Annotated in this window: 9 protein-coding genes; all 9 read right to left on the bottom strand. The window is 62.9% G+C overall.

The features are described from left to right. Positions 1–22: 22 nt before the first annotated feature. A complete protein-coding gene (locus tag VGN68_RS09945; RefSeq protein WP_327476270.1) occupies positions 23–1,957 on the bottom strand; it encodes a cytochrome c3 family protein in 1,935 nt (644 codons plus the stop codon). A 10-nt stretch (positions 1,958–1,967) separates the two neighbouring features. Further along, a complete protein-coding gene (locus VGN68_RS09940) occupies positions 1,968–2,849 on the bottom strand; it encodes a hypothetical protein (protein ID WP_327476268.1) in 882 nt (293 codons plus the stop codon). Continuing rightward, positions 2,849–5,284 (bottom strand): cyclic nucleotide-binding domain-containing protein, encoded by a 2,436-nt coding sequence (locus tag VGN68_RS09935; RefSeq protein WP_327476266.1) that lies wholly within the window; start codon positions 5,282–5,284, stop codon positions 2,849–2,851. The genes VGN68_RS09940 and VGN68_RS09935 overlap by 1 nt, the downstream gene beginning before the upstream one ends. Positions 5,285–5,561: 277 nt before the next feature. After that, the gene (locus VGN68_RS09930; protein WP_327476264.1) at positions 5,562–6,581 is read right to left on the bottom strand and encodes a hypothetical protein; all 1,020 of its coding nucleotides are present in this window, start codon (positions 6,579–6,581) and stop codon (positions 5,562–5,564) included. Between the two features lie 37 nt (positions 6,582–6,618). After that, the gene (locus VGN68_RS09925; protein WP_327476262.1) at positions 6,619–7,830 is read right to left on the bottom strand and encodes a hypothetical protein; all 1,212 of its coding nucleotides are present in this window, start codon (positions 7,828–7,830) and stop codon (positions 6,619–6,621) included. A gap of 4 nt (positions 7,831–7,834) precedes the next feature. Next, positions 7,835–8,470 carry a hypothetical protein gene (locus VGN68_RS09920; RefSeq protein WP_327476260.1) on the bottom strand — a complete coding sequence of 212 codons (636 nt, stop codon included), beginning with the start codon at positions 8,468–8,470 and terminating at the stop codon, positions 7,835–7,837. Positions 8,471–8,702: 232 nt separating this feature from the next. Continuing rightward, entirely contained in the window at positions 8,703–9,701 is a 999-nt protein-coding gene (locus VGN68_RS09915) for a hypothetical protein (protein WP_327476258.1), read from the bottom strand. 340 nt (positions 9,702–10,041) lie between these two features. After that, complete coding sequence (locus VGN68_RS09910; RefSeq protein ID WP_327476256.1) at positions 10,042–10,815, bottom strand: arginyltransferase; 774 nt, start codon at positions 10,813–10,815, stop codon at positions 10,042–10,044. Positions 10,816–11,108: 293 nt separating this feature from the next. Continuing rightward, positions 11,109–12,563, bottom strand: a complete 1,455-nt coding sequence (gene pyk, locus VGN68_RS09905; protein ID WP_327476328.1) for a pyruvate kinase — start codon at positions 12,561–12,563, stop codon at positions 11,109–11,111. Positions 12,564–12,627 lie beyond the last annotated feature (64 nt).

The following is a 12,627-nucleotide window of genomic DNA, read 5'->3' as shown; positions in this document are numbered from 1 at the left end:
GTTAGCGACCCCGGTCCTGACCCTATCCGCCCCGTCTTGCCCCATGCAAGGCCGGTGTGCGCCACGTCACATTGTAAAGACCCCGCGTACCGATGCCTGTGATCCCACTCACACCATAGGTATCACGCAGGGGTTTATTTGTGATTGCCGCGGCATTTACCTTCCGCTGACGGTTCGGAACCCACGGCTGGCCGCCGTCCGAATGATATTCATGGCACATCGCGCAGGACGATTCGGTCGCGGTTTCGACCTTGACCAGCCGCGCCCCACCCTCGCCGACATGGCAATCGCGGCATTGGCGGAGGCCCGGGATCAGCAGATCGGCCGATGTTTTCGACGCAGGCGCGGCGGTATGGCAATCGGCGCAGTCGGTTTCCCTGTGCGCATCATGGTCGAACCAGCCCTTTTGCAGGTAACGCGCGGTCTGGTTCACCGCCGCAACGCGCCAGTTGGTCCCGGCTTGCGGAGCAAAGATCGTATGGCAGTCATAACAGGCGCCGCCTTTTGAAAACACCGCGCGCACCGCATCCTGTGCCCGGCTCGGCCGCACCGCCACCTCGTTGAAATAGATGCTGTACACCTGTCCCTCGGCATAGGCGCCGGGGCGCCGTCGCTGCATCCCGCCAAGCTGCAACGGCCGCGCGGGCGGGGTCGAGCGGTAATAAGCGGTGAGATCGGCGACGACCTGATCGGGTTCGCCATGACGCAGCGTGCGCGTCGTCCCGCCGACGGTCTCGAACGCCAGGCTGTGGCACATCGCACAGTCGCGCTCCATCTCGACCGGCTTCACGCGCACCCCGTCGGCCTCGACCCGGTGGCAATTTTCGCACTCCAGCTTTTGCCCGAAATCATAGCGGCCGCGGAAACTCGCCGCCATCCGTGCGACCCCGCCGGTCGCTTGCAGGTGAACATCGTGCGGGAATTTCAGCCCGTTATAATCGACCGTCCCTTTGCCGGGCGCGGCGCGCGCCAGCTTGGCACCCGGCGCAGCCCGAACGAGCGGGCGAAACTCGGGGTGGCCGGTCCCGAAATCGGCGGCATCGCCCAGCATCGTCGGATGCCCCGCCGTCTTCAGCCGCCCCTGCATCCCGTCGTGGCAGTCGGCGCAGAATTTCTGCGGCGTCGCGGGCATCGGCCCGGCGCCTTCATGCTCGGTGTGACAATCGACGCAGCGCCCTTGCGGCCGGTTGAACACCTCACCGACATTCGCCAGCAATTTGTCGAAGCCGCCGTCGGGCGCCCGCGCTGCAAGCAGCATCGCGGTCGGCGCTCCGGCGTGGGCGGTGCTCATCGCCTTATGCTCGCCGGTGTGGCAGCTGACGCACGCCGTGTCGGTGACCGCAACGAACGGTTCGACATGGCACGACTGGCAATCGTCCTTCAGGCTCGCGTGCGCGCTCGACAATGGTCCCGACGACCAGCTGCTATCGGCATGGAAGCCTTCAGGACGCTCATCGACATTCTTATAGCTGTACCAGGCCCAGATCGGCCCGACCAGAAAAGCGAGCAGCATCAGCAACCCGAACGCCCACGCCCCCATCCGCTTGCCCAGCATCACGCCTTGCAACGAAAACGCCTTGGCCTCGTCGACATCCTTCGACGATTGCGACAGTTCGTCGATGCGCTCGACAAGCAGGATGATCTTGTCATCCTCGCGCGCGATCGTCAGCCGATGCCCGCCGAAACGCAGCTCGCCGCCCGAACCGCTGTCGATATCGGCGACGGTCTCGCTGCGTCCGTTGAGGTCGAATCCCAGCCCCTCGCTCGCGGCGACGCGGACATGACGCCCGTCGCCGCTGCTGATCGTTGCATGATGCGGATTCACCGCCAGGTCGGCGACGTGGATGATGTTCGAACTGTCGCGGCCCAGCGTGATCGTGTCACCCGGCAGCGGCTGATCGCGGACAATCTGCTTGCCCGTCTTGGTCGTCGAAATGCGGCGCAGGATGAAGCTCATCGTCCCCGCCTCACCAGTAGAAAAAGACGCTGATGATGTGCGCCGACAGCGCCGCGATCAGCGCAAAGGTCAGCGGCACATGCACATAGAGCCATATTTCGAGCAGTGCGCGCAGCCGCAGATGCGCGCGGAGCCGCGCCAGCGCCGCGACCTTTTGCTTCAGCAGCCCGACGACCTTTTCGCGCGCCGCGGCATCGCTGCTGTGCGACGCCGCCAGCGTGCGCAGCGCCGCCGCGGTCGCGCAATTCGGATAACGCCCGCTCAGCCGCGCGCCGATGCTCCCCGCGAACGGATCTTCGTCAAGCGCCGCCAGCACCGGCGCGGTGTCGGCGGGGGTCAGCGGCTGCGCGGCGCTGTGCAGCTGGCGGTCAAAGGCGCGGATCGCCTCCAGCATCTGCATCTGCGTCATCTCGTCGCGGTTGTTCGACAGCGCCGCGGGCAGCGTTGCATAGACGATGACGCCGTACAGCCCCGACAGGATCACCAGCATCATCAGGGCCCACGCCAGCGTGTGGACGTTCCAGCCAAGCTGGAACCCGGTGTGCCAGGTGCCGATGACGATCAGGCTGAGCCCCAGATAGACATGCGCCGACGTCCACGCTTTCAGCGACCAGTAATCGTTCGTCATCTTGCGCTTGCGATAACCGAGCGCGGTCAGCCACAGGATCAGCCCCGCCCCGATCGTCCCCAGCGTATAGCCGTACCAACTGCCGCCATTGTGCCGCGGCGTCACATCGACCAGCGCGTAGGAGATGATGATCAGCAGGCACAGCCCGCCCGAAATTTTCGCCCAGCGAAATCCCGCATAACGCAGGAACCCCTCATGCTTGCGCTCGCGCACCCGCTCGGTCTGGGTCGCCCTGTTGCGACGCCGCTGAAAGAGCGAGGCCATCAGTCGGTCCCCTCTTCCAGCCGCGCGATCGACAGGAATTCTTCGGGCGAGACGCGGATCGCAGCACCCGTCGGACACGCCCGCACGCACGCCGGGCCACCCGCGATTCCCTTGCACATGTCGCATTTGACCGCGATTTTCTTGGGCTTTTCGTCGCCCAATTGCTTCTTGGTCCATTTTGGCGACGGTTCGCCCGGTCCCGGACCAAAACCGGTGAGCAACCAGCGCAGCAGGCTAGGCTTTTCAGGCGGCGCCGCCTCCATGCGGATCACGCCATAGGGGCAGTTGCGCATACAGTTGCCGCAGCCGATGCACCCCGGCTCCATGAAGACTTCACCGTCGGGGCCGCGATGGATGACGTTCGGCGGACAGTCGGCCATGCAGTGCGGATGCTCGCAGTGGCGGCAGCTGGTCGGCACGTGCAGATGGGCAAAGGTCTTGCCCGCCTCGCGGTCGAGCCGCGACAGGCCTTCATGGCTGTCTGCGCAGGCCTTTTCGCAATTGTCGCAGCCGACGCACAAATTCTCGTCGATCAGCAGCGCGTCGGTCGCCTCGCCCAGCCCCTCCGTCATGATGAAGGTCGCGGTGTCTGAATAAAGATCGACCGCGCTCGAATAGCTGGCTTTGCGCGATTCGATGAAGTCGTTCATCGCCGCGCGCTCGGCGACCGCGGCCTCGGTCGCGGCGCGAACTTGCGGGCGCGAGGCAAGCATCTTGCGGAAGCTCTCGCCGGTCAACTTGATCAGTTCTGCGCCGACGGCAGCCTTGACCGTGGCGTTGCGCGGCTGCCCGCTCAGCACCCCCATTTCGCCGAAGAAACTCCCCGCCGGCAAATAGCGGAGGAAGATCGGCTTACCGCCAATGTCCTTCTCGACCACCATCGACCCCGACCGGATGACATAGACATCGTCGCCTTGCTCGCCCTCGGTCAGCACGACCTTGCCCGCGGGGACGCGCTCGACCTCGGCGGTATCGACCACCGGCGCCAGATCCTCGACCGTCAAACCGCCCTTGAAGATCTGGAGTAGCTGGCGTTCGAGCGAGATGCGGTTGATCACGCGCTTGGCGCCCGGCACCGCCGCCATCAGCTTGAGCGCCGCGGTGCGCGACACTTCGACAAAGATGCTGTCCTCGCCGGCGCGGATCGTCGCGCCGCGCTTGCGGCCCGAAATTAGCCCGACCTCGCCAAAGATCGACCCCTGTTCGATCGGCACGGTGAAATCGGGACCGACTTCGACCACCGCATGGCCGTCGGCAATCGCGAACAGCGACGATCCCGGATCGCCCTTTTCGAACACCGCCTCGCCCTTGCGATAGAAAGCGACCTTCGAATCGAGCATGAACTCGCGCATCTGCAGCGGCGACACATCGGCAAAGATGCTGACCCGCGATCGCAGATATTCCAACCATTCGCTGACCGACTTCTTTTGCGGCAAGTCGGCAAAAATCGCCGCCAGATCCTTCTCGTCGGCGGGGGTCAGTCCCGTGTTGCCGTTCAGAAACTCGACGACGTCATAGCCCTGGTTCATGCAATGCTTGATCAGCGGATAACCCGCCAGCGCGCCGATGACATAGAGGCCGGGCACCGTCGTCTCGAACGTCGGCGACAGCTTCGGAAACGCCTCGCGGTCGGGGCCGGTGAACTCGATCCCCATCGATTCGACAAAGCCGCGCGGCGCGACCGACCCCAGGCGCGCGACGATCACATCGCACTGGATTTTCTCGTCGCCATTGGGGGTTTCGAGCGTCAGCCAGCCGGGTTCGACGAGCTTCGGCTGGGTTTCGGTGCGGATCGACATAAAGCCATTCTCGCCCGCCTCCATCATGTCGGCGACATTCTTCGCCTTGGCGCGCGCGAAATCCTTTGAACGGTTCAGGATGGTGACGGTGTTTTCCAGCGCCTCCTCGGCCACCCCCAGCGCGTTCTCGATCCCCGCGTCGCCCGATCCGACGACGGTGATATGCTTGTCCTTGAAATCTTCGGGATCGTCGACCTGATAGATGATGTGCGGCAGGTCGGCGCCGCCGCAGCGCATCCGGTTCGGATTGCCCTGCGTCCCGATGGCGAGGACGATATTTTCGGCGTGAAAGACATCGCCCTTCGCGGTCTTGATCGCGAACGATCCCTTTTCGCCGGTCACTTCGGCAACCTCGGCGTGATACGCCACATTCACCTTGTTGTTCGCGGCATCCTCGTCCCAGTTGCCCAGGATATATTCGCGCGCGCCCTCGGCAAAACGGCAGTCGGAGCGGAGATCAAGCCGCTCGGGCGTCGCCAGCACGCGCTTGCCCTTTTGGTACTTGAAAATCGTGTCCGACAGATGGTCGGTCTTTTCGAGCAGGATGTGACTGAGCCCCAGCTGCGCGGCGCGCGACGCGGCGCTCAGCCCCGCCGGCCCCGACCCGATGATCGCGACCTTGACGGGCTCGCTCATGCGCGCACCAAGCTGCGGCGAAAGACGCTATCGCAATCGCTGGTCGTGATGCTGACGAACACGCGCACGGGCATCCTACCCCCCCTCTCGCCAGCCCCCCGGCGAATACATAACGGATGCGACCCGGACTATATGTCCTGGACGTAAAGCTATGCCCTTGAAAGCGGCGAAAGGTCAACCGGTAGCGGCGGACAATCGTTGCGCGATACGCCGTGCGGGGTTTGCCGAACTCGGCGACCGATTGCGATCAAGGCGCAGCGAAATCAGACGATGTCCGTTATCGAACGTCATCGACGACCTGCATCCGCGGCGTTGCGGCATCATAGGTAGCGATGACTTTGCATGGCTTGACCAAGCATTGCCGCTCTACACGGGCCGCAACCGACGCCGGGTCGATCTTGGGCTTTTTCCTCCTGTAGCTCCCGATCGGCTCAACCACCCTTTTCGTCACCGCGCTTGTCCAGCCTGCTTTTCCTTTCGCATCGATGAACCGAACCAGCACGCCGTTCGCGACATAAGCGTCGATTGCGCACGATACGCCGGAGTCCGCCCGGCAGCGATCGAGAACCGATTTTCGTGCCTCCGCCGAATTCTGGCTTCCACTGATCAACCAGGCCTTGTTTTGCGAGGCCGCAGGCGCGGTGCCTTCCGGTCTGGCAAGCAACGCCCAATGATGTCGCTCCACTCCATAACGCGGAAAAATATCGGTGACGAAATCCGATCCGGGCGCAGCGTCGAGCGGTAACGCGCCTTGATATATTACCTCTTCGAATTCGCAGCCAAACGAACTTTTAAGGCACTGCAGTGCAAGCGCCTGGTACTGAATGGATTCAGGCGTGCCTTTGGGAACATCGGCACCGGATTTGATCCAGCGCAGACCCATCGCATCGATCATCACACCGAAAGGACCATATCCATAAACCGTGTCGGCGATGACACATCCCTTGCCCATTGCCGCGTGGCAGGCCGCAAGCGCACGTTTATTGGCTGAATCCGCCGTCCAGTGCGCCCGCGAAACCCAAAAGGAAGACGTATCGATATGCGTCACCGCCGCCATATAGCTGGGCTGGATCGGCGTACTGTATATAGTAGGTACTCTTGATGAAGAAGATTCATCGCCGCTACTGTCGCCGCCTTGGTCATAGCCAGGGATCGGGGCGCAGGCGATAAAGTCCCGCGACCCGGTTTGGAACATTCCGGGCGGACAGCCCCACGCGGCATCTGGAAACAAACAATAACCAACTGCCAGCAGGCACGGCAGGAGGAAACGCGTCGTCGACATCCGAAAAAGCGTCATTCCCAATCCTCGACATAATGCCAGTGGCTGGCTAGTTTCAATTCCCGGGTGCCTGCAACAATTCGTCGCATGCTTCACGGGTGTTGGTGCCCCCCCATCCGGATGCGTTGCTATCGACGTCGATCCGAACATCGGCCACGCGGCGGACGCCGTTGCGATCGGGAATGGTCACGAATTGCACGTCGCACGCCATATAGGTGCCTTCGACCCAGGTAGCGCCGCTGTTGCTGCCGACCAGAACGCGATTGTCATATTGCTGGCCGTAGGAAAGGATGCGCAGATTGCCGGAATCGGTGATGAGAGGCCGCCCCATCTTCGCCACCACATCCTCCTCGGGCCTTGCCTGCCACACCATCAGAAGCTGGGCGGCGATCCCGCGCGGCTTCCGATCGCCGCGCAGCTTTGCCGCCGCTTGATCGAACTCGAACCCGGCGGCCAGGCTCTTGGTACCCTGTTCATATTGACCGCGCAGCTGCGCCGCCAGCGTGTCGATTTCCTTGGTGATGGCCGCCATTTTGGCCATGGCCGCCGCCCGGTCGGCGTCGGTGGCCACCTGGGCGAACCGGCCGCTTGGGTCGGGCCGCTTGCTGCCACGCCACAGCCGCGTCCAGCTGAGCTCCAGCTGTTCTGCTGCGGTTGTTTCGGCAAGGACCATGACGCTCTCGGTAAAGCCGAACGGGCGGAGCTTGGCGTTGAAGGCGTTCATATCGAACCGCTGGTTTTGATACGAAGCAAACATCGCCTTTTCGATATCGGGGCCGTTGCAGGCGAGTTTTCGCGCCTTGAGCATGGCGGGGTCGCTGGTCGTCGTCCATAATCCCGCCGGAAGCGCTTCATTCTGCAAATCGCGGCGCCGCAAAATCGAGCTGCCTTCGCCAATCCGCATCTTTACCGACGAGGTTTCCGCGATTGCCGTGCCTCGCTTATCCGGCCTGCCAGCTTTGCGGGTGGCCAGCGCCATCAGGCTTGGGCATTCGAAATGCACCCGGAGCATCGTCCATTCAGGCTTTGCCGGGTGTTCATGGATGACCGTAACGTCGAGCTGTTTGATCGCGGTCGGACCTAGCAACTGGTCCGCGGGGGTGCGGTCCATGACCAGGGTTTGCGAATAATAGGCCTGGCGGTTGCCGGGTTCGCCATCGACATGAAAAAACAATGCCTGCGCAAAAGCTGCCGATGGAACGAAGCTGGAAGCGGCGGCCGTCAACAGCGCGGCGGCAAGATGCGGTGCACGAGACAGGTTTCTCATAGTCTTAGCTCGCCTTGCGTTTGCTGAGGCAGCTTTCCAGCTGCTTGCGCGCGGCAAGGCCGTCGTGCCAGTCGATTTTCAACACCGACTTGCCATTGACGAGTACGTCGAAGCCCAAAGTCTCCTTCATTTCCGCCAATCCCGCCTCGATGGTCGGCATGGCAAAGGCAATGGAGGCATAAGCTTCGCCGGGAAGCTGGTAGTTGAAGGCCTGGACCGACTGCGAGGTGCCGTCGCTTTGATCGAGCGTCACCTTCAGCTTCTTCACTTCGGGCGATCCGGTGATGTTTGGCCCTGAAAATGTCAGCAGCGCTCCGTCATAGCCACTACCCGGACCGGATATGCGGACCATCGCTTCACCCTTGGTATAGAGGGCCGAGCAATACTCGCCTGGCTTTGGATTGTTGCTGTCCTGAAAAAAATCCCAGCCGCCATTGTGATAACGATCATAGGCCGCCTTGAACTTCGGGTCTTTCATGCGCTGTTGAAGCTCGCCGCTGAATGCCGATGATGCTTCGCCGATCCCTGAGATATCCGCCATCGCCTGCGCCATCGGATCGCGGGGCCGCTCGCCGGCCGGGCCGCCGTCGTCATAGGGGCCGTTCTGGTTCTGCGGGGGCGTAGCTGCAATGTCGTTCATGGCCTGATGATGCTGCGCCTGTGCCGCGCAGATATTGGGCAAATCGGAACAGGCCTGCGCGGGGCTTGAAAGCGCACAGAGAGCAAGAAACCCCGCGATGGGTGCCGCCCGCAGCGGATACCGTCCAAAAGCTTTTCCCAAGATAAGTGTCATCTCAATGCCTCACAGCCATGGAAAGGTTGTACAAACAAAGCCGCACCGCGGGGCGTCCGTGATCGGTTGCACCAGCCACTCATCGGCTCACATCCTCAATCACCTGCATTCTCGGCGTCGCGGCGTCGTAGGTGGCGATGACGCGGCACGTCGATGGTGGGCATATCCGGCCGACGCGTTCCTTGACGGTGACCGGATCGGGGTAGGTCGGCAGGAAACCACCGAGTGGCGACTTTTTCCGTTTCTTCTTTGGCGCCGCCGACAAGGCCGTGGTCCAGCGGTTTTTCCCGCTGCCATCGACAAAGTGAACCAGGACGGCGTTCGTGTTGACCACGCCGCCTTCCGCGATCTTTTCGCCGTTCAGGGCGTAAGCGGTTATCGCGCATGGCACCCCGGCATCGGCCCGGCAGCGATCGAGAATGGCTTTGCGCGTCGCCGCCGAATTCTCCTTCCCGCTGATCAGCCAGCTTTTTTTGTGCGACGCCGCCGTCGGGTTCTCCGGTCGGGCAACCATCGCCCAGCGGTTCTGGTTCAGCTTGCCCTTCGGAAAATAATCCTCCGACTGATCGAGATTGGGGTCGAGGTCGAGGTAGATCGAACCCGGCTCGAACCCGTTCAGCGTGTCGCAGCCAAAAGATTTGCTCAAACAGTCGCGCATTGCCGGATCGGGATTGGCGAGCAAGCCATTGCCGGTCGCTTCCTTCAGCCAGAACTGACCCATGCCGTCTTGCGAAACAAAGACTTGGCTGGCGGTCTTGTCACCCCCGCCCCCCACGGCGGCGGCGATATAGCACCCGCCACCGGTTGCGGCGTCGCAGCCCGCCAAAGCCCGCTTCTTGGCCGCATCGATCGTTTTATGGGCGGCCGACGCCCAAATGGAACCCGTGTCGACATGATAGGCCACCGCCACGAAGCCCGGCCTTTTGGGGCGAGGCGGCAGGGTCGCGGACGGCATCTCATAGGGTTTGGCGGCGGATCCCTCGTCACCACCCTGCGGCGGCGTGGCGGCGATGTCGTTCATGTCGCGGGCATGTTGCCCGGCCGATTGGGCCTGCGCGGTATTTGCGAGCACGGCCAACGCGGTTAACCCCAAGGACAGCGCGAAAGTAAGGGAACCGAGCGACGCGGAAGACCTTTGCCGTTTCCGCGAACGCGAAAATTCTTGCAACAATTTCATTTATTTATCTTCCATCGTAAGACCGGGAGATAAACTTCTCCAGCCATAGCTTTATCGGGTCGCCAGGCGCAGGTCATCGGTCCACATGACCCGGGTCATTCACCCCGGGCCTGTCAAAATCCTGTGAAAAGCCAATGCAATAGGATGTCAGGTAACAGCGCATGGGGAAGGCTTATGCCGCCCGCCGTGCTGCTCCTATGACGCAGGTCACAACTAGTACACCGCCGTCGGCGGAGGCCGTTCAGGCGAGTTCGAACATCGCCGCGATGCCGGTCGATGCAGCCGGTTCGAACCGCGACCAGCCATCGGGACCAAGCCGCTCGATCGGACGGAAGCGCGCCTTGTACGCCATCCGCGCCGACCCTTCGATCCAGTAACCCAGATAGACATAGGGCAGGCCGGCGCGCGCCGCGCGCTGGACATGATCGGCAATGATGTAAGTGCCGAGCCCTTCGCGCAGCGGATGCGCGGCGTCGAAGAAGCTGTAGATCATCGACAATCCGTCGCCCTGCCGGTCGGTCAGGCAACAACCGACCAGGCGGCCCTTGCTGCCGTCGGTGGTCGGTTCGCGATACTCGATCATGTAGCTGTCGACCGGGGTCTGTTCGACCATGTCGGCAAAATCCTGCTCGTCCATGTCGGCCATGCCGCCATTGGGATGGCGCGCGCCGAGGTAGGAGCGCAGCAAGCTATATTGTTCTTCGGTCGCCCACGGTTTGCACGCGGTGGCGACCAGGTCGCGGTTGCGGCGGATGGTGCGTTTTTGCGAGTTGCTGGGGACAAATTCACTGGCGCAGACACGCACCGATACGCAGGCCGAACAATCGGCGCAGCTCGGGCGATACGCCACCGACTGGCTGCGCCGAAAACCGATGCGGCCCAGCGCGTCGTTCAACTCGTTCGCCGTATTGCCGCTCAGTTCGGTGAACACCTTGCGTTCGGTCTTGCCCGCCAGATAGGGGCAAGGCGCGGGGCTGGTGACGAAAAAGCGTGGGAAACGGAACGGTGCGGACACGCGGTTTGGACCTCCTGACAGGCGATGCGGAATCCGTTTAAGGCGGGTCCGACGCTCTCCACCCACCAACTATGCCGTGCGCCGTCAATGGTGCAAAGTCCGTTTACCATTTTTAGTCGTGCCGTTCTGACTCAGGTCGAAAATTATCTGAATCGCGCGGTAAGGATTGTGCCGATCTGAATCACAATGCGATTGCACTCTTGCAATCGTCATCCCGGCGAAGGCCGGGATCTCGCCATCGCGTAATCTCCTGCGGGTGAGATCCCGGCCTTCGCCGGGATGACGGAAGGTGCTCAGCTATACCCGCGCAGTTCGTCGCCAGTCAGCGTCGCGACATGCAGCACGTTGGTCGATCCCGGCGTGCCGAACGGCACCCCCGCCATCATCACCAGTTTCGACCCGGCCTTGCCGATCCCGTGGCGCAGCGCCATGCGCTTGCCCTTGGCGATCATCTCTTCAAAGCTGCCGATGTCCTTGGTCGATACGGCATGGGCACCCCAGAGCAGCCCCATGCGCCGCGCGGCTTCCTTTTTCGGCGTCAGCACCAGCAATGGCGCCCCCGCCCGCTCGCGCGCGACGCGGCGTGCGGTCGAGCCCGAAAAGGTGAAGCAGATGATCGCATCGGCGTCGATCGTGCGCGTGATGTCGCCCGCGGCTTCGGCCAGCGCGTCGGCGGTTGTCGCGTCGGGTGTCGTCTCGGTGAAGTGCAGGCGGCGGAAATAGTCCGGGTCGCTTTCGACCGAACGCGCGATCGAATCCATCATCGTGACCGCTTCCACCGGCCACGCGCCCGCTGCGGTCTCGGCCGACAGCATGATGGCGTCCGCCCCGTCGTACACCGCCGTGGCGACGTCGGACACTTCGGCGCGCGTCGGCGAGGGCGAGACGATCATCGATTCGAGCATCTGGGTCGCGACGACGACGGGCTTGCCCATCCGCCGCGCGGTCGCGACGATCCGTTTTTGCAGCGGCGGCACCGCTTCGGGCGGCAATTCGACCCCCAGGTCGCCGCGCGCGACCATCGCGGCATCGGCGAGCTCAAGGATTTCCTCGATCCGCTGCACCCCGGATGGCTTTTCAAATTTCACCAGCAACGCTGCCTTGCCGCCGATCAGCGTCCGCGCTTCGGCGACATCCTCGGGCCGCTGGACGAACGACAGCGCGATCCAGTCGACATGCTGTTCGAGCGCGAAGGTCAGATCCTTGCGGTCCTTTTCGGTCAGCGCCGCCAGCGGCACGACGACGTCGGGAACATTGACCCCCTTGCGATCCGAAATCTTGCCGCCGACCTCAACCACCGTGTCGATCCGCGTCGGCGACACCGCCTGTACGCGCAGGACCAGCTTGCCGTCGTCGATCAACAGCCGCGTGCCCGCTTCCAGCGCTGCGAACAATTCGGGGTGCGGCAGGTGAACCCGTGTCGCATCGCCCGGTGCGATGTCCGCATCGAGCGCAAAGGGCGCGCCTTTAATCAGCTCGACCGGCCCATCGGCAAAGGTGCCGACGCGCAGCTTTGGTCCCTGCAAGTCGACGAGGATCGTCGTCGGACGCCCGGTCTCCTTCTCCAGCGCGCGGATCGCGGCGATCACCTTGGCGTGGCCGGCATGGTCGCCATGGCTCATGTTGACGCGAAAGGCATCGGCGCCGGCGCGGTGCAGCGCCGCGATCATTTCGGGATTCGCGCTCGCAGGACCAAGCGTCGCCAGGATGCGCACCTTGCGCTGGCGGGGGGTAAAACTCTGGACCACAAATGCTCCGAACCGATAAAAAGCTGGGGCCGCTTGCGTAGGCGCGTTGCCCCCGGCAAGGCAA

Origin of the sequence: Sphingopyxis sp., assembly GCF_035998965.1 — a bacterium.
In the GTDB taxonomy this organism is placed as follows: Bacteria; Pseudomonadota; Alphaproteobacteria; order Sphingomonadales; family Sphingomonadaceae; genus Sphingopyxis.
Note: the sequence above shows the minus strand (reverse complement) of the source record. Positions and strands in the feature narration are given on the sequence as shown.

Excerpts from the sequence above, each read along its gene's own strand:
- VGN68_RS09945 (WP_327476270.1), bottom strand. The coding sequence starts at position 1,957 with ATGAGCTTCATCCTGCGCCGCATTTCGACGACCAAGACGGGCAAGCAG.
- VGN68_RS09925 (WP_327476262.1), bottom strand. The coding sequence starts at position 7,830 with ATGAGAAACCTGTCTCGTGCACCGCATCTTGCCGCCGCGCTGTTGACG.
- VGN68_RS09920 (WP_327476260.1), bottom strand. The coding sequence starts at position 8,470 with ATGAACGACATTGCAGCTACGCCCCCGCAGAACCAGAACGGCCCCTAT.
- VGN68_RS09930 (WP_327476264.1), bottom strand. The coding sequence starts at position 6,581 with ATGACGCTTTTTCGGATGTCGACGACGCGTTTCCTCCTGCCGTGCCTG.
- VGN68_RS09935 (WP_327476266.1), bottom strand. The coding sequence starts at position 5,284 with ATGAGCGAGCCCGTCAAGGTCGCGATCATCGGGTCGGGGCCGGCGGGG.
- VGN68_RS09940 (WP_327476268.1), bottom strand. The coding sequence starts at position 2,849 with ATGGCCTCGCTCTTTCAGCGGCGTCGCAACAGGGCGACCCAGACCGAG.